This window comes from Winkia sp. C0117E2 (genome assembly GCF_056590455.1).
The window spans coordinates 1-22,584 of record NZ_JBWPWD010000006.1 but is presented as its reverse complement, the minus strand read 5'-3'; the positions used below and the strand labels follow the sequence as shown (position 1 = coordinate 22,584).

At 57.2% G+C, this 22,584-nt stretch carries 15 protein-coding genes; 4 read left to right on the top strand and 11 right to left on the bottom strand.

What is annotated here, in order from left to right; translation table 11 throughout:
- Positions 1–765: 765 nt before the first annotated feature.
- The 4 genes from AC1EKG_RS08555 to AC1EKG_RS08540 all read left to right on the top strand — a co-directional run bounded on the left by AC1EKG_RS08555 (position 766) and on the right by AC1EKG_RS08540 (position 4,233).
- A complete protein-coding gene (locus tag AC1EKG_RS08555) occupies positions 766–2,043 on the top strand; it encodes a Fic family protein (RefSeq protein WP_004808427.1) in 1,278 nt (425 codons plus the stop codon).
- A gap of 146 nt (positions 2,044–2,189) precedes the next feature.
- A complete protein-coding gene (locus tag AC1EKG_RS08550) occupies positions 2,190–3,551 on the top strand; it encodes an alpha/beta hydrolase-fold protein (protein WP_004808429.1) in 1,362 nt (453 codons plus the stop codon).
- Positions 3,552–3,704: 153 nt separating this feature from the next.
- Positions 3,705–3,980, top strand: coding sequence for a hypothetical protein (locus AC1EKG_RS08545; RefSeq protein WP_141740498.1), 276 nt, complete (start codon positions 3,705–3,707; stop codon positions 3,978–3,980).
- Between the two features lie 52 nt (positions 3,981–4,032).
- Positions 4,033–4,233, top strand: coding sequence for a hypothetical protein (locus tag AC1EKG_RS08540; RefSeq protein ID WP_040315538.1), 201 nt, complete (start codon positions 4,033–4,035; stop codon positions 4,231–4,233).
- A 31-nt stretch (positions 4,234–4,264) separates the two neighbouring features.
- Here AC1EKG_RS08540 and brxL read toward each other — a convergent pair whose 3' ends face one another.
- The 11 genes from brxL to AC1EKG_RS08485 all read right to left on the bottom strand — a co-directional run.
- Complete coding sequence (gene brxL / locus AC1EKG_RS08535) at positions 4,265–6,445, bottom strand: BREX system Lon protease-like protein BrxL (protein WP_004808432.1); 2,181 nt, start codon at positions 6,443–6,445, stop codon at positions 4,265–4,267.
- Positions 6,442–8,979 carry a BREX-1 system phosphatase PglZ type A gene (pglZ, locus tag AC1EKG_RS08530; RefSeq protein WP_481067824.1) on the bottom strand — a complete coding sequence of 846 codons (2,538 nt, stop codon included), beginning with the start codon at positions 8,977–8,979 and terminating at the stop codon, positions 6,442–6,444. Before pglZ ends, brxL begins: the two co-directional genes overlap by 4 nt.
- Before the next feature lie 2 nt (positions 8,980–8,981).
- Complete coding sequence (gene pglX / locus AC1EKG_RS08525; RefSeq protein WP_257876675.1) at positions 8,982–10,907, bottom strand: BREX-1 system adenine-specific DNA-methyltransferase PglX; 1,926 nt, start codon at positions 10,905–10,907, stop codon at positions 8,982–8,984.
- A complete protein-coding gene (gene pglX / locus AC1EKG_RS08520; protein ID WP_004808445.1) occupies positions 10,829–12,604 on the bottom strand; it encodes a BREX-1 system adenine-specific DNA-methyltransferase PglX in 1,776 nt (591 codons plus the stop codon). Before pglX (AC1EKG_RS08520) ends, pglX (AC1EKG_RS08525) begins: the two co-directional genes overlap by 79 nt.
- On the bottom strand, positions 12,601–16,155 hold the full coding sequence (brxC, locus tag AC1EKG_RS08515; RefSeq protein WP_004808447.1) for a BREX system P-loop protein BrxC: 3,555 nt from the start codon (positions 16,153–16,155) through the stop codon (positions 12,601–12,603). Before brxC ends, pglX (AC1EKG_RS08520) begins: the two co-directional genes overlap by 4 nt.
- Positions 16,152–16,820, bottom strand: coding sequence for a DUF1788 domain-containing protein (locus tag AC1EKG_RS08510; RefSeq protein WP_004808450.1), 669 nt, complete (start codon positions 16,818–16,820; stop codon positions 16,152–16,154). Before AC1EKG_RS08510 ends, brxC begins: the two co-directional genes overlap by 4 nt.
- The gene (locus tag AC1EKG_RS08505; protein WP_004808452.1) at positions 16,820–17,458 is read right to left on the bottom strand and encodes a BrxA family protein; all 639 of its coding nucleotides are present in this window, start codon (positions 17,456–17,458) and stop codon (positions 16,820–16,822) included. The genes AC1EKG_RS08510 and AC1EKG_RS08505 overlap by 1 nt, the downstream gene beginning before the upstream one ends.
- Before the next feature lie 118 nt (positions 17,459–17,576).
- The gene (locus tag AC1EKG_RS08500; protein ID WP_004808453.1) at positions 17,577–18,527 is read right to left on the bottom strand and encodes a restriction endonuclease; all 951 of its coding nucleotides are present in this window, start codon (positions 18,525–18,527) and stop codon (positions 17,577–17,579) included.
- Positions 18,528–18,559: 32 nt separating this feature from the next.
- Positions 18,560–20,218 carry a BCCT family transporter gene (locus AC1EKG_RS08495; RefSeq protein ID WP_004808456.1) on the bottom strand — a complete coding sequence of 553 codons (1,659 nt, stop codon included), beginning with the start codon at positions 20,216–20,218 and terminating at the stop codon, positions 18,560–18,562.
- Between the two features lie 283 nt (positions 20,219–20,501).
- Complete coding sequence (locus tag AC1EKG_RS08490) at positions 20,502–21,146, bottom strand: endonuclease III domain-containing protein (RefSeq protein ID WP_481067823.1); 645 nt, start codon at positions 21,144–21,146, stop codon at positions 20,502–20,504.
- A gap of 117 nt (positions 21,147–21,263) precedes the next feature.
- Positions 21,264–22,584, bottom strand: a 1,321-nt coding sequence (locus tag AC1EKG_RS08485) for a Rib/alpha-like domain-containing protein (protein WP_481067822.1), incomplete at its 5' end; no start/stop codon positions are given.

Here is a 22,584-nt window from a genome sequence, read left to right as displayed (position 1 = left end):
TAAAACTACAGCCCCAATCGTAGACTGGCGAGCACCGCGCCGCCCTCCTTTAATCTCGCTTTTGAGGGGGCGTAAGGACGCTCGCGCGGTGGAATTTTCCGCCAGAAGGGGCCGGCCGTAGCCATTGTGGGCATGCGGGCGGCCCCATACAGTTTGAAGCTGAGAATGGGGGCGCCGAGATCGAGGTGAACACTGACCGCATCTGCGGTTTGCAGCTCAGCTAGTGCGGAAGGCTGCTTTGAAAAGCTAGCCGCTGCGGCGGCACTAGCCTAGCGCGACTGGTCCACTAGATCCTATGCTTGAGGGAATAAGCAGCGTTGTAACGTAACGCTTTGGAAGCAGAAGCGGGTAGGGGTCTAGTGAAAACCGATCGACTGGGGCTAACTCGCAAAGACAAGTTGTCAGTTGATGCGGCGAAGCTCTAGGCCGGGGCAAGGCGGGTGCAGTGTTTCGCGCCGAGGGCACATTATTGCGTCCAGGGCACATCAAACGGTACGCATTTTGATGTGCCCTCGACCATTTGATGTGCTGTCGATTTGGCCTGCGGGGTATTGGCTGCAGGCGCGCCCTACCGGCATGCGTAGATAAGTTTTATCTTCACCCCGATCTGCCGGGAAGGCGAAGATGAAACTTATCTTCACGCAACCCCCCCTCGAGAGGTGAAGATAAATATTATCCTTGCGCGTTTCGCGGCTGGTGCATAAGATAATTTTTATCTTCACGGGGGCTGGTAGCCCTTGCGCGCAGCAAAATAAGGGGGCTAAATTGGGGCGATTCGAAGAGCGGTTTTGGGAGTCGAACCCGAACGCGCATTCCAAACACGGCCGCTCGTCCGGCCCCTACCGAGCCTATATCCCACAAAAGCTGTGCGAAGGCGTCCCGATTGCTGCAGATGTTGCTAAGCGCGCCGGCCGGCTGGAACGTCGCATCAATGCTGCTTTCCCAACGAAGATCGCCAGCGGCCTCGAGAGTATAGCTAGGTTGCTAGTTAGGCGGGAGGCAGTAGCCTCTTCGAAAATCGAGGGGTTGCAGACCTCAGCGAAGAAACTAGCGCAGGCGGAACTAGCCCTGAACCTGGGGGAGGCCGGGGAAGGTAGTGGTACGGCGTACGACGTTGTTCGAAATATTAAGGCACATGAAGACGCGGTAAATTCCTTGGCTGCTTCCGAGGAAACGACTTTAGCGGACTTGGAGCGTATCCAGCAGACAATTGTCGATCGCAAAGAGATATGTGGTTTAAGGCAGACACAAAACTGGCTAGGAGGCGACAAATACCATCCGCTGGATGCGGAATATGTGCCCCCGCCGCCGGAATATGTTCAACCACTGTTAGAAGATTTGACTGAATACATCGATGGCGCCACCCATGGTGCGCTCATTCAGGCCGCGCTCGTTCATGCTCAGTTCGAGAGTATTCACCCCTTCGCTGACGGCAATGGACGGCTTGGGCGCATACTGATCCATGTAGTACTTGCGCGCAGGGGGCTGTTGCTTGGGCCGTTGCCTATTTCGGTGGTTTTACAAACCCAGTCCGAAGCTTACGCGAAAGGACTCATGTCTTTTCGTGAGGGCGAACACGCGGGCGGTCAGGGGGTAAACACCTGGCTGCGGGCGTTTCTAGATGCCGTAGAGATCGCTATAGACAACACTAAGTCGTTACAAAGGGAACTGGACGAACTGGTTAAAGGGTGGAAACAGCAGTACTTAGACTATTACGCTGCGGAGCATAAGAACTCGCCGAGGGCGGATTCAGCCCCTATCCGCCTTTTGGATAGTTTGCCTCAGATGCCAATTTTTACTGTCGAATTGGTACAGGAAAGGCTCGATCTCAGTAGGCAAAGTGCCCGTAAGGCTTGTTCTGAGTTGGAGCAAGCTGGGATTATCGGTCCTACGTCTGCTTCCGCGCGCTCGCGGGGATGGTGGCATCAGGGCCTTTTCGAACTGATTACCCACAGCGAACGCAAGCTAGCCTCGTCCCGGTGGGACACTCGGTTGTCCCCACCCGAACTGCCGGTCCCACACCTGCCTGGAAGACAAAAGTAGCCCCCGGCTTAAACACCAAGCAGGCCCTGCCAGCATCTTGTGTTTTGCAGCCCTCAGTTCCAGCGAGCGCAAGCCTTACAATTGCAGGGGCTTTAGCATGTCGTTAGGGTGGACCCAAGCCGGCCACCTTGCGAAGGAGCACACCCATGGCACGTCTACGCTCAATCCACACGGTAAAAAAGATCGCCACCCTAGGGGCGGCATCGCTCATGAGCCTTTCCCTTTCCGCCGGTTTCGCATCCGTAGCGCTCGCGGCCGAGGGCGGGGCCGCCGAGGGCCAGTCCGGCCAGTCTTCCCCGGCTGCTCAGACGGAGGTGGCCAAGTTGGGGCCTACGGTGACTAAGACGGACCGTGGCCCTACCGGTTACGAGGTGACGTTCCGGTACAAGGCGCCCGAGGGCGTCAAGTCGGTGCAGTTGTACGGCGAGTGGACGTTTTCTCAGCCTGGTTCCATCAAAACATTAGGTGGCGGCGACGGGCGAATCCCGGCGCTGTGGAAGAAGGGGGACGTGCCTGCTGCACCGTGGAAGATCCTGGAAATGAACAAGGTGGCAGGCGGCATATGGGAACTGAAAGTGCCCTTACCTTCGGGAACGTTTAGTTACGCTTTTGGGCACGGCTGCTCGCAGTTGGATGCGGACGCGAACACGTGTAAGCGCCACCCCGATCCGGCCAATCTGAACGTCAGTGCTGACCTGCCCAGTTTCTCTAGGCAGAACATGTCGCAGGTTTACGTGCCGCAAAACCCAAAGTACCCAACCTATAACAATGCCTACCAGCGTCCGCGCCCCGCGGAGCAGATGGGCAGGTTCGTCCACGCCAGCTATAAGACCTCTTATTCAATGTCGCCGGCGGGGTCCCACCCGCTGTCGATCTACCTGCCCAAGGGCTACGATCCTAACCGCGCCAAGCCTTACCCCGTCCTCTACTTGAGCCATGGGGTGGGCGGTAATGACACTGACTGGTTCACGCAGGGGGCCGCCCCCTACATTTTGGAAAATGCGATTGCAGATGGTAAGGCAGAGCCCACTATTCTTGTGGCCACCAACTTTAACCATCTGGGCGCCGACTCGCTGATCGTCTCTAGCGCTTACGCGAAGGATATGGTCGAAAACGTCATCCCGTACGTGCAGGCGAATTTCAATGCTTCCGACGATCCGAGCCTGCGCGCATTTGGCGGCCTCTCGCTGGGCGGGGCGCGTGGCATTGAGCTGCTCACGAAGCATCCGGGGGTCTTTGATTATTACGGCCTGTGGAGTGCGGGCACGCTCACCACCGATTTTGCCGAGGCTGACCGCCGCGCTATTGGCCAGCTCAAAGGCGCTATCCACACTGGGGCTGGACTGCAAGATTATTTGGTTTCGATTGGGAAGAATTCGCTGTTGCGCGCTGATTCTTTCCGCCGGGCGGGGGCGCGTGTGGTCGAGTTTGACCAGCCGGGTATTCACTCGTGGGATATTTGGCGCGCCGAACTGAACGACTACCTGCGCAGGGTCGCATTCAAATAGGCCGAGGGCGGGCCGCTGTTCTTGACGGCCGCTAGTGTAGATTAGATTTCCACTGCTATAGAGGTCGATGTTTATCCGACGGTTGCTGACTGGAGGAAGAATCGAAAGTCGCAGCGCTTGGATAACCCGGATGGCAGCACAGAATTAGATCCATTGTTCATTACTAGCCCGTGGCTTTTCGCGTTGGTTGACGGCAGTGCTGAACCAAAGGATGCTAACCCTTCGACCTTCTTCCAGGGGATAGTTGAACGGGCTGAGCTGTGCACAAACACGCTGACGAATCAGAAGTGGTGGAAGTGTCTAGTCGACTGTGGGCTGGATTTGAATGTTGCACTCCCTTATGACATTAAGCCTGCCCCTACGCCTGGAAGTGTCATAGAAGGAAACGTGTATTTGATGGGTTCATCCGGGTATTGGCAGAACAGGTAGATTTATGCAGGGGACGCCACGTATTACAGAGGGCAGGACTAGCATGGGTGGTATGAAGTTCGGTATGCGTACGCCATCTTTGACCCGTTCTATTAAGGCGCGCACGACTGGACGTGCGAAGAGGGCGTTGAAACGGGCCATTATCCCCGGGTACGGCCGGAAGGGGATGGGGTTCCTGAAGAGCCCAAAGCGGTCAATCAAGAATTCGACCTACAGGCGCACCACATTCAGCCTCTGGGACATGTTCAAGTAGGTCTGCCTCGGAGTGGGCAAAGGCCTGAAACCTAGTTCTCACGCTCCTGCCTGCTGGCGGTGAAGGTGAATGCTTTGGTCCGGCGGTAGTGGGTTACGCGTCGGCGCGGGTCGAAGGCGCCATCCGACGTCCACGGCTGGTAGATGTCCAGCCCGCGCCCCAAGTCGATGCTCCACCCGGTGTCGGTGGTTATTTTGCGGTCGTGGCCAGCCTTGCCAATCTCGAAGCTGAAATTCAGCCCGTATTTAGCGAAATTGTTCTGCAGCTGTTCCAGCATGTCCCGCTGATTATCGACCCACTCCAAATGCTCCCTGTCGCAGCCAGTAAGTAGCTTGACATCGACAGTCTCTCCACGGGGTTTGACCGCCAAAATAGTTGCTAGAACTTCGTATAGGTTTTCTACCTGGTAGGGCATGCGAACGTACGGGTCAACAATTTCCACCTTCGCGGCTCCCACTAGGTAGTCCACTAGCAGCCGCTGCAAACTGACCCCCAGCTTATTCTCGGGCACCTCAAGCCGGCGCTCCCTAGGGCCCGCAGCCGCCTGTTTGCCACTACCGCCGTTCCCGGCACTGCCGGCGCAACTTGCTGGGCCAGCGCCTTCAACCTTAGCCGGCCCGGTCGCGGCCACCTTTGCCGATTCAGCCGCAGCCGGCTTTGCTCGCTCGCCGCTAGCTGCCTCGCCGCTCGCCGCCTCGGCCAGCCCGTCCTGCGCGTCGCGGCCAAATAGCTCCGGGTAGTCTAGCTCTTCCTGGGTGACCACCTCGCGCGGATTCCCGCCCGAGGCCGGCGCATACGAGAAGTGCAGCCCTGACTCGCGCATGGTCGCATCCAGGCGCAGGATCTGTTCTTTTACGCGCCTGCGCCCTTCGATCGCGTACCGCAGCAGGTCCTCAACCTCGTGCTCGCTCGCCTGCCCGCTGGGGTGCACCAGTTTCATCAGCCCCGAGAAGGTCTTGCGCACCGCGTCCCGGTCGCGCGTAGACATTTCCCTGTCCAAATCAAAATATTGCGCAAAACGCCCCGAATAGTCTTCGGCCCTAAACGCCCGCAGAGCTTCGGCCAAGTAGTCGACCACAAACCCGTAACCGCGGTTGAACAGTTCGGGCCGGATCACGTCCACTTCCCAGCCGGGAATGTAGTAGTGGATGCGATCCATATAGGCGGTGTCGTGGTAGGCCTCCGGGAGAGACTCAAACAGGTCCGAGTTGGCCAACATGGCGGGCACGGTGTTCGACGTGTTGCCTACGAACACCATGGACGCTTCCGCGGTCACCGGCGAATCCCCTCGTGAGAACGACTTGTTCGCCAGGTAGTTCTTCATCGTGTCCACCAGGTTTTGCTTTACCTTTTTCTTGCCGGCGAACTCGTCGAAGGCCACCACGTCCCAAAAACCGACCAGCCCAATCTGCCTGGTGGTGTTGTTGATGAATAGTTTCGCCAGCGTCACCTCGCCACCCGAAACTAGCATGCCGTGCGGGGAAAGCTCCGAATAGATGTGCGATTTGCCCGTACCTTTTGGCCCTAACTCGACCAGGTTGTAGTTGCGCTCAACGTAGGGGATTAGCCTGGTAAGCTGCAACAGTTTTGCGCGCCGGCTGAGCTTTTCCGGGTTGAACCCGATCGAGGCGATTAGCAGGTCGATCCACTCTGCAGTGTCAAACTGCTCCCGCGCGGCCACATACCCATCCCGGTCAAAGAACGGCAGCTGGATCGCATTCAGGTTGGTTACCGTCCACGGCCCCTCTTTAGGTTTGCCCCCAACCGCTACGTCTGCCGTGTAGGTTATGTCGGCCATGCACCAGACGCCGCCGGTAAGTAGCCGGTCGTTGCCCTGCACGGTCTGGTCAGATACTAGCGCGTCGCGTACCCCCAGGTTCTCGAAGGCGGCCACATACCTGTCTTTGCGTTCGTCCAGGCTCACAGAGACCTTGTCGATTATCCGGTATCCGCGCTGCTCGCGAATGCGCGACTTGATCAGTTCCGATTCGCCGCGGTTCACGTAGTGTTTCGCTAGGATCTTGCGCACCGATTCCACGCCCGCAGCGATCTCGGCCTCATTGGTGCTTGCGCAGTACTGGGCGAGCAGAAACTCCAGCACGTAGGTGGGCACAACCGCGTTGCCTTTGACCTGTTGCACCAGGTCTTTGCGCACTATGTAGCCGGGAAAGTATTCGGCTGCCTTTGCTTCTAGCTGGTTGCGTTCGCTCATATGTCGAATCCTCCAAAGGCATTAAATCCACTGCGCAACAAGCGCACCTTGTGTTCGGCCACCGCCGCTACCTGGTTTCCGTTTACCAGCTTATGCGCTCTGATGTAAACGTCTTGGTTGTTGTGTGCGTTCGCCTCGGCCGTTAGGGCCAACTGCACGTTTCGGTTGCGTTGCTCTTGGCTTTGCGAGGGCGAATTCACCTCTACAGTCACCAGGTCAGATAGCAGCGCCCCGTCTTGGGCGTACAGGCCAATCTGGGCGGTAAAGGGCGCGGTCTTTCCACCTACCGGGTCCTTTTGCACCAGGCGAGCGGAGATAGCCGGGGTGGTGATCGCAGTTTGCGAGTAGTGCAGTTCGATCCGCGCGTCTTCTGTCTTATTCTGCCGGCCCACGGTCACCGTGATAACTGGGATCGTGATTTCTTGCAGGGAAGCACCCCCGTGCACGAACTGGCGTCCCTTCCCACTCACGCGGTGTCGGCGCAGCCCTCTCGGTACGGCCACGTCCAAGCCGCCCGCCAAGCCGATTTGCTCCGCGGTGAAGGCCGTCCAGTTGTCGTCGGTCTGCAGGTTCTTGCCGAGGGCGTAGCGCCTTTTCATCTTGCCCACCATCTGCTTGCCGGCGGGCACCTGCCCCTGCAGCACAGTGTCGTTGTCTTCGAGCGCCCGCTCCTGGTACAGGAAGCCGTGGTCGGCAGTAATAATGATGCGGGCAGTGTTGGCGTAGTTTGCCCACTGCGTGCAGAGCCGGCAAAGCGCCTCCAGGGTGCGCTGGCAGGCCCCGGGCGTGTCCATTTCGGAACTGCCCGAATCCCCAATGGCATCAATTTCGTTGTGGTAGATGTACACCACGTCCCGCTCGCGCACATAGTCGCGAATCTGGTCCCGGTTCATTGACCTGGCATCCTCGAAGGTGAGCGCCCCGGCCCGCCCCGCAAAAGCGTCAGCCAGGATCTGGTCGCGTCGCTCAGTGCCCTCGGCCGAGGCGCCGTCTAGGCGCACCTCCGACTTTTCGGTAAATTCCAGTTGCCCGTGCGGTAGCAGCGCCGCCATTCCCAACTTGGTAACTGAGGGCAGCAGGGTGTACCAGGGTTCGGTTTGGGCCGTGAATCGGCCCTGCCGGTTCAGTTTTTCTTCTAGTTCTTTGCCCACTTCGAAGCGCAGCGCGTCCGAAATGATCACGATGGTGCGCCTGCCCGAGCGAGCATTGAGCGCCACAAACCGATCCTGCCTGGACGGGGCTGACTCGCTTCCCCGAGCCGGGATCTTCCACCCGCCCAGCTGCCGGATTGCCCCGTCCCATTCGTGGGCTAGCGGCTGCTGGTAGTCGTAGGTGTAAGCGGTCTCTACCTGCTGTTTCAGCACTGCTATGGGGCTGTCCCCGCCGGTGCCGGCAGCAAAGTACAGGAACTGCCGGTAGGCCTGGTCGATCTTCCACCACCTATCCGTGTACTGGAAGAACCCGTCTGCCGCGTCGGCGAACAGGGGCTTGCCCATAGTGCGGATCAGCGTCAAGCATTCGGCCCCGCTCAGCAGAGCTTTCCAGGTATTTCGCGAGCGCTCATACCAGATGGTGTTTTGCCTTTCGGCGGCAACCTTGCGGACCGCTTCCGCATTGGTGGAGCCAGCAACCAGCTCGTCTGCCAGCTGGCGCACCAGCAGCTCGTCTACCCCCGGAACCGTCTTGTTTTGCAGGAGCTCACCTGCCGGCCGGGCCGACAGCTGTTGTAACGAACTGAGCTTTTCGGCCGCGTACGCCGCCCACGCCTGGACCGCCTGCTGGTTGGGCAGGGCGTTAAACCAGCTCCTAAAGTCCGCGCGCGCGTTCGCGTTTGCACTTTCGGGCCAGTTGTTTTGTTCTTGCAGGAACAGCCACAGCACCAGGGCGGGCAGGTCCTTCTGGCCGTCGTAGTTCCAGATTTTGGCGGCCCCATCCCAGAAGAAGTCGTCGAGGCCGTATTTGAGCAGCGGGAATTTTCCTTCGGCCGGTTCTTCGCCGGCGGGTGGGGCTGCGCTGGATGCCAGCTCGGCGAATAGGTGCGAGAACGAGTGGTCGGCAGTGCCCAACAGGGTGGAGGTCATCATTGCCAGCAGGGTCTTTGAATCGACGCTGTCGCGCAGGCGCGAGCGCAGCTTGGTTACGCGGTCGCGCGAGTTGAAGAAGCCCGCGTGAGCGCGCATGGTGGCCACCAGTTCGTCCGCGGTCAGCCCCAGCTCGGTTGCCTGTAGCGTGATGGAGTCGGCGCGGAACGTGGCGTACCCCAGCCGGATGTCTGCTAGCCAGTCGTCTTCTACCGGGGGTAGTTCGCCTTTCCGGTACAGCACAAACTTCTCTTTTGGATGGTCGGCTAGGACGCGGATTTTGACCGAGAATTCGTTGCCGTCCACTACGATGATGGGCACGCCCAGTAGGGTTTCCATCTGCTCGATGATTTCGGCGTATTCGCCGGCCAGGTCTAGCCAGGACACGATGCGCGAGTAGATGAGTTTGTCCCGCAGGGCGCCTGCTAGTTGGTCTAGGTTTGTTCCACTCATTGCTACTCCTGCCAGAATTGGGTTCCAGCTTTTTTGCGCTTTTTGTACCAGTCGCTAAAGCCTTTTTGAGGGCGCAGAGCGCTCTTTTTCAGCTGTTCCCTGTTGCCGCTGATTCCGTAGGCAACCTTGTTGTAGTTGACTCGCACCCCGTCATCCAGGTCGATGCTGACCTTTCGGATGGAGAGGGGGTAGAGCGAGTCGTCAATGTAGGCGGTTACGTCTGCCAGGGCGGTTTCCACCCATTTGAGGCGTTTCCTGAGGGCGGCCTGCTGCGACCTGGCAGCGGAGTCCAGCTGGGCCTGCAGGTCTTTTACCTCGGTGGTGAGCGCATTGCGGTAGGGGACCGCATACTTGGCGAGCACCTGGCCCGCGGTGGCGGCGGTGTACCTGTGCTGGTAGATAAGCGCCTTGAAATAGCCCTTTGGGGATTGGAACATCCAGTAGATCGGCCGGTTGGAATACATCGCCTCGTGGGTTTTGAGGAACTCCTTGTCCAGGTACTTAAATAGCCCCTCCCGGTAGTTAGTGGGGAGGGTGGGCGCGGTGAATTCACTCTTCTTGCCCGAGCTCTTCACGTTCAAACACTGCACCAGGAAGGCCAGGTTCTCTTCCAAGTTCTCCTCCCCATATATCGCCTTGATGGCTTCCTGCACGCGCAGCAGCGCGTCGTCGGCGAAATAGCCGTCGGTGAAGGGAATGATCCCATCGTCATCCGGAATAAGCGTCGGCTCTGGCACCTGGGCCAGGTAATCCTGCAGGCTTGCCCCCTGGTCAGCCAGGATCAGTCCCGGCTTGTCCAGCGAGTAGCGGCCAAACCACAGCCCGATGATGTACGAGATTAGCTCCTGCGCCGCTCGCTGGAAGAACAACCACCTATATTCCTCCTCCGAGCGCGTCTGCCCCTTTTCAGGCGCAAAAGCAAAATAAGGATTCTGGAGTAGGGAGACTTGGTTCAGAGAAAGCGATTCTTCGGGTCTCTCAATTCCTACGACATTCGCCCAATGATTATTGTTTTGTAACTCGAGTAATCTTGCGTAATTAGTGTTTTCGATAGCTCTCTGGAAGTCTATCTCGAAGGTTCTCGATAGATCCTGATGGATATGCGATAGATTCGCAGAAAATGAATTGGCTGTTTCGGTTTCCATCAAATCAGATTTGAACAGGGATATTAGCTCATCGATAATCTTGGTATTAGGTATTGATTCCTTTGGGATTGGCACTTTCGATACGTGTCCGACGCTGAAGTGTAGCCCGGAAGAAAAAGCAGTTAGCAATTCGGAAGCTACACCTGAATTAAGGAATGAAATCAACGTTAGTTGCTCTTCCCTGTCAGGGAAAATAGATGGGCCTGCGGCGTCGAAAACATAACCTTCAGGATATGCTCTGAAGGCTATTGTTCCGGAAGATACATCGCTCCAGGAAATGCATGGTTTGAAGTAGAACTCTGTATTTTGTGGACGGGACCTTTGTTCTCCGGCTTCGTCGACAAAGTTTATAATTTCTTCGCCGTCATTTTCCCAGTTAACTACGTAGTCCTGGTTGCCGTACCATTTGCGGAATGATCCGCCCTTGTTGTGGGGGAACCATTTCTTTCCCGAGTCTATGGCGTCCTGCTTGTCTTTGGCGTGCAGGTAGGAGTTGGCCTGGCCTACCTCCCACCACAGGCGAAGGAACCTGTCGTTGTCCGCGGTTGCCAGTCCCTGCCTGGGGGAAGCTATCTCTCCTAGTGGGGTGCCATTGCGGAACGCGTCCAGGAGTGCGTCGGGGAGCCAATACACAATCGGCGAGCCAGGAATTGCCTCGAGGTCATCTACTCTTTTTTGGTATACGCGATCGCGGTTTTTTCCTTTTAGCGCATCGAAAAATCTTCCGGTACGCATTTCGTCCGAGGGAGTTTCAGCACGATCTGCAAGATGGATGAATTGTATTTCTGTTCTTTCAGAGGGAGGCGTGTTGATACACGTAAAAACGCAAAAATCCATAGCGACACCACATATGCCTCTGCCGAGCATTTAAAAGTGGAAATCGTGTTCTCGTTAAGCAATTGTTTTCTTGAATTTTCAAACGAACTCAAGAACATCCAGTTATTTAGCGTAAGCATTCCCCAAGCGCCAGCGTCTTGAACTAGAGTTCGGCCTCTGGTCATAAAACACGTAATGAGATCTGCCTTGTGTGCAGTGTACTTTTTACCGAGAAATTTCTTCAATAACGGAGAATGATGTTTGCTCCCTAGGTACGGGGGATTAGCTACCACGGCGGTGTACTGGCTGTTATGCAGGGCTTTAACTATTGTTGCGGCTGCTGCTAGCTCGTCAGGGTCGGTGCCCATAAGTGCTGGATCGGCAACGTTGGTCAGCTGTTGCAGTACTTCGTACGCTCCGGCGGGGGGTTGAATTAGGGAGCCGAAGGTGGAGGCCTCGCCCAGCTGGTCGATCAGCTTGTTTAGCTCCTTTAGGGAAGGCAGCTGCTCGGCGCTGCCGGCTAGCTGGTCGCAAATGCGCTGGTATTGCTCGGGGGAGATGGGCGGGATCGCCACCGAGCGGATATGCACAATGTTTGGGCTGGCCACCCCGGAGCGTTCCAAGTAGCGTCTGTCGTGCTCCTGTGCCTTCATGGCCAAGGCGAAAGAAGCCAACTGTACCGCGCGGCGGTCAATCTCGATACCCGTCAGGTTGTGGGTGAAAATCAAATTGGCGATCTTGGAGGAAGAATAGCCGGCCTCGACGTACATCTGCCACAGCAGGTCGAACGTGTACGTCAGCATGTGCGCAGAACCGCAAGCAGGATCAACAATTCGGAACTCGGTAGGATCCCCAATGGCCAACCCGGCATCTTCTTGCCCCTGGGCGGAGGGGACCAAATACTCCATCTGCTCGCGCAAAGGGGAAGAGGGGTGGGCGCGCAGCCACTGCTTGCCCACCGTGTTCTCAACCAAATACCGCACGATCCAGTGTGGGGTAAACAGCTGGGTGACAGGGGCTAGCTCCTTAGCGGTAATCTTCTTCTTTGAGTCGTTAATTTCGGCCTTTACCTGCGAAATGTAGTACTGGTACAACCAGCCAATAACTTCCACATCCTTGCAGGCATCCTGGTCCATCGCCTGCACAATATCCAAGCGCACGGAAGTAGCTGACAAAAGATCGCCAGGGGCCAAATAGTTCACCCAACTATTCGCATGCGGGAATACCGCGGGCATGGCCTTAGACCACAGCTGGAAGTAAGCAGTCAGTAAGGTGACGTAAGCCTGCCGGTCTTTACCGGCCAGCAGCAGGTCTGTTACCTGCGACTGCACCTGCGGATCAATCTTGTAGTCGAAGCTGCCCTGCCTGGCCTGCACCAGACATTCTGGCTGGTTGGATCCTGGCGGGGGAGTCACCACCTGGTAGGTGCCCGAATAGGCGTGCGCATCCATGAACCGGGCGGCAGTCAGCCGGTTGAACCACGAATAGGCGGCCCGCTCTACCACCCCATCTTGGCCAAACCCGGTGATCGCATTTGTCAGCGAGGTGCGCACATGCGCGTCCGTGTCTGGGCTGGCAAGCAGGCTAGACAGGCGCACAGCCACCTGGTCGGTCAAACTAGTCCGGGCAGAAGTAGCCAAAGATTCTAAGGACAAAACACTCACAGCGTCACAACCCCACCATCGTCAATAAAATCTGCCAACTGGACCCGCAGCTGGCCCAAATACTCATCCAGTTCCTGGGTAGAACTGATCGTAGCCAGCGAAGAAGAACCAAGGAAAGAAGAAATGCTCTTCGCCCTGGGCTGCTTCGGCTGTGCCGGCTGCCGGGCAGGCTCCGCAGCAGGGGACGCAGCCGCGTCGCCCTGGGCAGCAGCTGCAGGGGCAGGCACGGGACTTACGCGCATCAGCTCGTTGACCCAACTAGTCTTAGCCGCATTCAACTTCAGCTGCAAACTAGACAGCTGGGCCGAATTAGCAGAGCTGGCAACCAACTTCTCAAACTCAGCAATAGCATTACCTACCCGCTCGCGCGAGGCCTCACTAGCCTGCTGCCACTGCTGGGAGGCCTGCACGCCCTCGACCGCATGGGCCAATTCGGCCTCGATCAGCCGGTGCTGTTCTTCCGCAAGGGCCCGCTGGGCGCGCTCCAAGTCCTCGGTGGCCGCCTTCAGCTTCGGCACCAGGTTGTACAAGTTGGGGCTTTCAAGCAGAGCCTGAATTTGGCCCGGCAGCTGCGCATCTGCCCCAGGCAGATCGTAATTCTCTGGAGAGAGGGCCAACTGCCTAGCCTTTTCGGCCAGCGGAAGATGCTTCCTGAAGAACTCGCCGACCGGCTCAACGAAATCCTCTTTCACATCCAACAATTCTTCTAGGCTGGCCATGTTCTGCCCGTCCATGAAGAAGTCGACGTTATGGGTAACAGAGAAGGGCTCGAAAGCCCCAATCACCTGATCTGCCTGGGCGGCAAAAGCAAAATCGCTTTCGGCTACCTGCCGCATCTCCTCAATCACCTTGTAGGCGTACTTAGTAACCTCTTTGGGAGCCTCCGCCGCCTGCTGCATCTGCGGCCACGCGTTAGTCAGATCGTTGGCAACCGTTAACAGACGGGCAACTTGGGAGCGGTCGTAGGTCTTCTTCTGCTCCACCAGCAGCGACTTATGCTCGCTGCGCGTTGCCAGCAGCTGCGCCAACTGCGTGCGCGGCACCGGCGCCTGATTGTGGGACACCTCCAACTTGTTATCGCGCACGCCCCTAGCAATAATCGCCAAGGTTACCGCCGCCGGCCACCCGCACGGGGCACCGTGATAGTGCTCCACAGCGTCCGAAACATAAGTAGATTTGCCCTCGCGCTGCCTGGTGGTGTTAATCCACTGGGCTACCTCGTTAGCTAAGCTAGACAGCGTAGCCACCTCGGGGCTGGTAAAAATGCCGCCCTCGTCATCTTGCAAGGCGAGCCCAATATTCGACTCCGTCCAAGACAGGAAAGGCTTCACCTCGCCAATCCGGTTGTAGACCGTGGCCACCACCCGACCCAACGCAGTCCTAACCGCATCCTTCGCATTACCCCTAGAAGAAGGCGAGACCTCTAACCCATTTACGAAGAAACGAGCGTTCCTGATCGAATCGGCAATATCCTTTTGCAGCGAAGCGTTGCGTTCGGCATTATTCGCCTTGTGCTCGACAATAAACCTAGAAGCGCTGCCCTGGGCAGAAGTCGAATTGCGGCGCAAATAATCATTAGTCTTATGCCAAGTCTCGATCTCGGTGTAATGATCAACCTGCAGGTCTAATAGGACGAACAAGTCCTTCTGCGAGCCCACAGACCGCTGCGCCACAATGCCCTCATCCACACCCGCGTTCGGAGTGTAATAGCGGATAGCAATCTGCTGCTCACCACCGACCTGCGTATCGTCAACGAACATGCCAACGTTCAAGTCCATCTTCGAATCCGGGTAACGGTACTTCGTAGCGTCGCTGCCAAGCGCAGACACGATCGCGCTCTTCACGTAATCCCACACCTGGGAATTAGAGACCGGCATACTATCGATCTCGCGCTTAATATCCTGCTCCTCATTCGTCAGATACTCGTAGGTGCCATTGGGCATGCGCTGGACCAGCACCTGCCTCTCAAGCTGCTTGAGCGCCTCCTCAATGTCGGCCTCAAGCTGAGCTACGTCCTCGTCTAAATCGCGGCGAAGCAGTACGCGCAAATTCTTCGGATCCTTCGGGAAATTCTGCACATACCGCACCAACAACAACGTCTTGAGCACCCGAATCGCCAACGGGTTACTGTCCCGAAACTGCGCCACCGCCCGCTGCACGTTCAGCTTGATGTCCGAATTCAGCGACTGGTCCATGCCATCGTAGAACTGGTCAAAGGAGGCCAGCACCCCCACCTGCTTGTTCTGGATGTCCTTCGCAATCTGCTGGGCAACACCCAACAGCGAACGAGCCCCCACCGAAGAATGCCGGCCCGTGAACGCGCCCGCAGAAGACAGGCCAATCATAGTTTGGGTAAACATGTCGAACTGATAGTTCACAAACGGGTAAGTGTCAACAAACGAGGCGGCAGTGGGGTAGTTGCGATACGTCTTCTCCCAATTCGGGAAGCTAAAAGCAGACTCAAACTCGGCCTGGTGGGCATCGTAAACCTGACGCAGAGCAGCGGAGGCCTGGTCCGTTTTAGTGAGCAGACGCTTCGAAACAACCTCCTCGACCTCCTGAGTAGACAGGTTAACCTGCGTGTCGAAACGGCCCTGAATCTTCGAAAAATCATCCCCGCGCCTGTCAGCTAGCTCGCCAAGGACCGAAGACAGCTGCTCCTGCGAAGTGACAAACACCGACGAGCGCCCCTGACACTTCGAGAACAACTCCTCGGTAACCGTCTGCAGCGAGAGCATCAGCTTCGTGTCCGTGCCAATGTACTGGCCGACCTCGTCAATAAAGAAATTCAACCGGTAAGTGGGACCCTGCCGGTCGATCCAATCACGCACCTCTTCGGCAAACCCCTCAGCAGACAAAGCCAAATTGTCGCGATAAGTCTTAATCGGGTTAGTAATAGGGGAGCCAATCTGCGCGAGCGCAGCCTCGGCATCCCCATTCGCAAACAGGGCCGCCTTACGGGCATCCTCCCACCGCTTCCCACCCGACACCTGGGTGAAAGCCTCCTTGAACTGGGCCAGCTTGTGCAGCGAATCCAAATCCCGCTCCAGGCGGGCCACCGCCAAATCGCGGTCGTAATAGCCGCAGGCGCGGTAGAACTCGCGATAAAACACCCCCAGCAGCGCCAGGTTCTTCGAAGACTGCGCCTTATCATCCTTCGCATCAATATTGAACAGCAGGGACGTGGCCGGGATCGCCGCCGCCTTCTTCAGCGAAGCCTGCAAGAAGGCATCCTGGGAGGCTTTCTGCAAAAACTGTTCGGCCACAAAATCCCGGCTCACAGACGAAGACCCCTGCACATCCCCCAACAAGAACGACGTCATCTTGAGCAGGTGCGACTTACCAGAACCAAAAAATCCCGAAATCCACACGCCATTCGACTTAGGGTGGGGGCTAGTGTACTGCTCCAAAATACGGGAAAGACCATTCTTGATCTCGGCAGTGAACACGTACTCTTCGACCTCGAGCCGCACGTGCTCGTCCTCGCTAGCCTTAATTACCCCGTCAATAGTGCGGTTAATGTCCTTCGCATACATTTCAGCTAGCTTCATGATTCATCCTTGATAGTTTCCAATGCGTACTGCTGGTCCAAAAGATCAAAAGCGCGGTAATAGTTGTCTTCACTAACCTGGTCAAACAAGACTAGGGCCGAACCCACCGTAGGCGACTGACGGTAAGAGCCAGGGAAAGTAAGCACCACGGGCACATCCCCCGTGAGCGGCTGCAAACAATTGAGTAGCCGGTGAGCGCGCATGATGGGGAACAGGTGGTGCACGCCAGAAAGGATCACCACCCGCGAATCGGGGGCCGCCTGGATTCTTTCGGCGATAGCCGGGGCAAGCACCCGCTCAGCATCCAAGATTTGCGCCAGCCCATCGGCAAAATCCTGCCTGTCCATGCCGGCCTCCTGAGCCAAAATCTGATCCCAGTAGCCGCAGTCGCGCCATATCTGAATAGCCAACTGGTAGACGTCAATGTGCAAGGTTGGCACCGACTCGTTCAGGTGCGAAAGCATCTGCCGCAGACTCTGGTCGAAGGAACGATCCCACTCGATGCGATAACGCAACACGTAGTAGGGGACCTCGTTACCAAGACCCTCCCTATTCAAAAACCGCTTAGAGGTCATCACCCTCAGAGCAATATCTAACGTTTCTTGTAGCGAAGGCGGATACTGTTGGGAGCGCCTAAAAGATGCCGTATGAGACTGCTTTGACATCACGCACCTACCTGATCATCGGGAAGTAATTCAAACTGTTGCGGGGGCACCGGAAACGCCTCACGCATAGGCCAACCCCACCTGCTTTTGGCGGCCACGATTATTTGCGCAACCTGGGTGGGGATAAAAACCTCTTGCGGAACGTTGTGCCTGTCCAAAAAACCCGCCTTGCGCGCCTGCGTGAACACAAACTGGCGAACTTTATTTATTGACTTATCGCTGCGGCCCTGCAAATGGGGGTGCCAGAGCGCCTTCTGCTTCCAAAACTCCAAAAAATCCTGGTCGGTAGTGGCGCTCGCCTGGATTAGTGCATGATCGCGCAACACTTCGCGAGCAAAATCGGCCGTTAGCCGGGAGCGCAAGCAAAGAGACAGCCACATTAGGAATTCGGCCCCCTGCAGGCCAGACGCCAAATACTGCCAGGCCGGTCTGCCTAGCGGGGCCAGGCGGGAGGCAGTAAGAGAAGCCATTGCGCGGCGGTGGTTTCCGCCCTCGATACGCACCAGATTTTCGGCAAAAAGTCGCTTACTAACCTGGGTTTGCGGGAGGCCTTCAAGGAATAGCTCGGCGGCTTCACGGTAGCCGGCAAGCATGAGCGTGCCCGAAGTGAAACCGAGCTCGTAGCCTGAATCGGACATCGCCCTCCCTTGCGAGACACACCTGCTGAACACCAGTGTTCTAAGTTTAGCGGTCGCCCCCGGCAAATGGCGCCAGGGTACAGTATAGATACGGGACACAAAATGGCTGGCGGTTTGCCTACTCCTCGGCAAAGAAATCCTGATCCACCCGGTACAGGGTGACGGTCTGGGATTTTTCCACGCCCACCCCATAAGCGAGCATCAGGGACGTGAGCTGGATACCGTCAATCAGGACAATGTTTGAGCGCATATACTTGGCCGCTTCCAGGGCCGCCTTGGTGAACGTAGAAGACGTAATAAAAACCCCGCGGTCAGCCGCCTTGCTAGCCATAACGCCGGCGAACTCATGGATAGGACCGCGGCCAACCGGATTGGTCTGGGCATACCGCTTAGCTTGAACGTAAACGTTTTGCAGCCCAAGCGGATCCTGGCGAATAACCCCATCGACGCCCCCATCGCCACTTTTGCCCAAATGCTCCTTAGTGCCACTATGGCCGCCGTAGCCCATGGCCCACAGCAGCTCGATCACGGCTTTCTCAAAAAACTCCGGAGAAGAATCAAAAAGCATCTGCCGCAGTTCCGTTTCGACCTCGGCGTTAACATCCCTAACTAGCTGGTCGATCCGAATCTGAGGATCCTCATCTACCTGATCCGCGCTAATCTGCTGGGCACTGGGCAAGGTGTGCCCACGCCGCTGCGCAATCTCACTTTGATACTGCTGCCACATAGGCCACTCGCACATATCAGCTTCGCTGTACTCTGCGAGCTGCCTGTTAGCAACCACCTTGCCGTCCTCGGTAATCACATAAACGCCCTTAGACGGCCTAGAAAGAAGGCCCGCCTTCACAAAAGACGAACAAGCCCACGATGCCCGATTTCGGTATATCGGTTGCCCCGTAGGGATCAACTTTCGTCTCTGCTCATCAGTGAGTCCAAGATAATCCGCAGCCGCTTCCCTAATATCGCGAACCTTCCGGGCAGCACCGTCACTCATCACGGCAAGTACAGCGGGCCGAAAGCCATCAATCGTAGGAATACCTTCCTCGCAGGTGGGAACGGACTGGGCCATCTTGTCTCCTTCTGAAGCTAAACATTTTCAGTCTATAGGGCGGGACTGTCAGAAACCTCCCGCATCTCGTCCTTGCCCTCTTCTTTGCCCTCTTCCTCATCCTCGCGCTGTTGCTTCCGTTCGGAAAGGCGGTACTTGATATCGCGGATTAGGCTGGGGCGCTGCCCCGAAAAGTAGTTGTAGAACCTTTCGGGTTGGCGTGAAACGTAGGCGACGCCGCTTCCCAACCCAATGAACAGGAACAGGTTGGGGAAGCCGCCCAGGTTGGACGCCATCTTGATCCCGTCAATGCCGCCGAAACTAATCACGATCCAGGTGACGGCCCCTACGGTGGCCCCCCAAACCACCTTCAAGAGGTGCTTGCTCGCAGGAGTCTTCCTATAGGTAGGCATGCAAATGTCCGCCACCGCCGTCGTGTTCGAATCCGAGGCCGTCACGAACGAAATAAACACGATGAACAGGTAGACGGGGATGACGATGACGGCTAGGGGCATCTGCTCGAAAATGCCGTAAACCACCGATTCGGGGCCCATGTCCTGCATGGCCTCCCACAAGTTCACCCCATTTTTGTCAAAGTAGATTGCCGAGGACGAAAAGATCGCCATCCACACCGACGAGAATAGGGACGGCAAAATAAAGTTCGCCACGATCAACCGGCGGAACGTGAACCCCTTCGCAATAGAGGCCAGGAAAGTGGCCGTAATTGGTGTCCACGCCAACCAGTTACACCAGTAGAAGATCGGCCACGTCTTATTCCAATCCTCACCGTGAGCAGTCCCCATCGCTAGCGACATCTTCGGGAAATCTGCGAAGAAAGCGCCCAAGGATTCGGTGCCCATCGAGAAAATGTAGGCGGTCGGCCCAAAAATCAGCACAAAAGCAAAAATGACCAGGTACACCTTCATGTTCAGCTCCGACAGCTTACGGATACCCCTCATCACGCCCGACACCGACGAAATGACGAAACACAACACAATCGCAAAAATTATGATCGCCCACGACACCGGACCCGACTCGATCCCAAACTGGTTCTCAATACCGCCCGCAATCGACAGGGCACCCGTACCCAAAGACGCAGCCATGCCTAAACCCAATGCAGTCAGGCACACCGCATCGATCACGCCCGAAAAGCGCAGCACGCCCTCGCCAAAAATCGGCACCAAACCCGACGAAAGCGAATGCGGCAGACGCATGTTGTGGAAGGCAAACGCGAAGCTGACCGTCGCCACCGTGTACAGGGCGTAGGGGGACCACGTCCATTCCAGGAACATCGCCTTCATCGCAAACAGCATCGCCGCCGGAGAATTTTCGGCCCCACCTGCCTGGGCGGGAGGCTGGTGGAGGTGGTAGAGCGGTTCCGCGCACGCCCAAAATAAAATACCCGCCGCAATGGTAGTGCAAAGCGTAATCCACACCAGCGAACGGAACTTCATTACCGGGCGGGCAAGATCCCCACCCACTTTCTTCGACCCAAGCGGCGAAAACGCCAAATACACGATCAGAATGACCGCAATAAACGTGTTCCAGTTAAACAGCCACCCAAAATTGTCCAGAATGAACGAAGTCGTAAAATCGAGGCCGCGCAGCAAAATGTCGGCTCCCACCAGCGAAACCGCCAGCATCGTCACAAGCGCCAGCCAGGGCACAGCAAACACACCAACTCGGAAAGAACGCTTCGATTCCGAACGCATAAAAATCACTTCCTGTAGACAAGGCCGAGAGCAGGCGGTGCTAACGGCCGGTAGCTTCGACAGATGTCGAGGCCGAGCCTCCATAAGAGCGGGTGTGCTAAGACCTCACAAAGCAGATTCAAAACAGTCATGCAGCATGGGGAGCGCTACCAAATTGCGCGCCCACAACCCCAAACAACCTTGAAGGAGGGAACGAGCCAGTCATATCACACTGATATTAGAGACCCGTGAGAAGGGGGTGGTGCGGCGGGCAGCGGGGCGGCTAGGCATCTGGGTGGTCTGTCTAGGGGGTCGGAAAATTTCCCTTCACCAGTAAGGGATAGGCGTCGGCCCATCCGCCCACTTTGCGCGCGATCTTGCCCGCATCGACAACCAGGCCGTGGAAGAGGGCGAGCTCCCGGACCGTAAAGTTGGCCTCACCAACCTTAGGGTCTAACGCCCGCTTAGCCGTCTCATAAGACTTGAACTGGCCCATACCGGCAGCAGCTAGCAGCCGACGAGCATACAGGTCGTAAATAAACACCCCACGCCTGTAGGCGTAGAGCAAAATATCGTCCGCAGTCTCGGCACCCACCCCGCGCAAATCGAGCAGTTCCGCGCGCAAAGCGGCAGTGGGAAGGTGGACGGCGTCCTGGTCGCGGCGCAGGAACCAGTCGCTCACCGTTTGCAAATACTTCGACTTGGTGTTGTAGTAGCCGGCCGGTCGGATGAGCTCAGCCAGCTCCTCGGCCGGCAGCTGAACGACCTTTCGGGCGTCCAGTAGGTCTGCTTCCCGCAAATTATCGAGCGCCCTGCGCACATTCGCCCACGCAGTATTCTGCGTCAAAATCGCTCCCGCGATGATCTCAAACCGGAACTGCGCAGGCCACCACGTGCCCGCCCGCACCTGGGCTGCAAGCAGATCGAACAAGTCGCGAAAAGTTGGCACTACGCCCTCCAAAGGTTGATGCCCCAAGCCTAGCGCCCGCCCGGGTAGGGGCCTAAAAAGAGGGCGAGGGCGGGAAAGAATCCACGCCCTCGCCTATGTGGCAATTAGCCTAGTGTGCTAGTCGTTGTTCTTCCTGCGACGGAATGCAACGCCAGCGGCGCCAACAGCCGCCAGGATGATACCTAGCAAAGAAGCGGTACCTGCAACGGTACCCGTGTGCGACAAAGTAGTCGGAGCCTGCTTCTTAGCACCCTCATCCTGCACTGCCTTGGTGACAGTCTTGGTCACCTTGTGCCCCTTGCCACCGGCGACCTGCTTGCCCTGATCCGCCGGGGTGGCTGGTTTACCGGTATCTGCCGGAGCTGGCTTGTCCTGGTCTGCCGGAGCTGGCTTGTCCTGGTCTGCCGGAGCTGGCTTGTCCTGGTCAGGGTTGGTGGTATCACCAGTGTCGGGTACCGTGTGGTCACTATCCTGGGTGGTCGGCGGCTGCGGCTTAGAGTCGTCAGCAGCTGGGCCTTCCTCCTTCTCAACACGCACTAGGTAAGGTACCTTCTTCGTGGTGCCATCCGGGTAGGTGATCTCCACAGTGCCCTGGATGGTTTCACCGCCATTAGCACTGTCCGGAACCTTCACCGTCACAGTCCCATCAGGGGTAACCGTAACGTAGTCGGGGCCGGATTCTTTTGTGAAGGTGGTTCCCTGTGGCAACGGCTGATCGCCAGGCTGCAGCTTCAGATCAACAGACGCGCCCGGGGTGCCGGTAGCCGTCGGGTAAGAAGGCTGAGTCGGGACCGGGGTGACCGTGATCTTGAAGGGGACTTCGATCGGGTTGTCGGTGCCGGGGATGGTCACCTTGACCTTGCCAGTAACGTCACCGGGTTGGTGTCCTTCAGGAACATTGTAGGTGATCTTGCCAGTCTTCGGGTCGATGGTCAGACCGTCGGGGGTCTTTCCGTCGATGGTGAAGGTGGTTCCGGTCGGGAACTTGTAACCGTCCGGGGTAGTGATCGGGGTTTCGATGCTCTTTCCGGTTTCAACCTTTCCGTCCGGGTAGGACAGTTTCGGAGTTGCCGGGGCAACGGTGATCTTGAAGGGGACCGGGGTGGGCTTGTCACGTCCAGGGACGTTGACTAGCACGTTGCCGGTGACCTCCTTGTGCGGGCTGTCCTTAGGAGCCGTGTAAGAGATTTCGCCGGTCTTCGGGTTGATAGTCACGCCCTCGGGAGCATTTTTGGGCAGCTCGAAGGTGGTGCCATCGAGAGGCTTATACCCGTCTACACCATTCGGTGTCACCTTGGCGGTTTCGCCTGCGTTGATGGGAGTGTCCTCATAGGCTAACTTCGGCTCTGCCGGGGCGACGATGATCTTGAAGGGGACCGGGGTGGGCTTGTCACGTCCAGGGACGTTGACTAGCACGTTGCCGGTGACCTCCTTGTGC

Coding starts and splice junctions, on each gene's coding strand:
- AC1EKG_RS08540 (WP_040315538.1), top strand. CDS start 4,033: ATGAAGTTCGGTATGCGTACGCCATCTTTGACCCGTTCTATTAAGGCG.
- AC1EKG_RS08500 (WP_004808453.1), bottom strand. CDS start 18,527: ATGGCCCAGTCCGTTCCCACCTGCGAGGAAGGTATTCCTACGATTGAT.
- AC1EKG_RS08495 (WP_004808456.1), bottom strand. CDS start 20,218: ATGCGTTCGGAATCGAAGCGTTCTTTCCGAGTTGGTGTGTTTGCTGTG.
- AC1EKG_RS08505 (WP_004808452.1), bottom strand. CDS start 17,458: ATGTCCGATTCAGGCTACGAGCTCGGTTTCACTTCGGGCACGCTCATG.
- pglZ (WP_481067824.1), bottom strand. CDS start 8,979: ATGAGTGGAACAAACCTAGACCAACTAGCAGGCGCCCTGCGGGACAAA.
- AC1EKG_RS08550 (WP_004808429.1), top strand. CDS start 2,190: ATGGCACGTCTACGCTCAATCCACACGGTAAAAAAGATCGCCACCCTA.
- brxC (WP_004808447.1), bottom strand. CDS start 16,155: ATGAAGCTAGCTGAAATGTATGCGAAGGACATTAACCGCACTATTGAC.
- brxL (WP_004808432.1), bottom strand. CDS start 6,445: ATGAGCGAACGCAACCAGCTAGAAGCAAAGGCAGCCGAATACTTTCCC.
- AC1EKG_RS08510 (WP_004808450.1), bottom strand. CDS start 16,820: ATGTCAAAGCAGTCTCATACGGCATCTTTTAGGCGCTCCCAACAGTAT.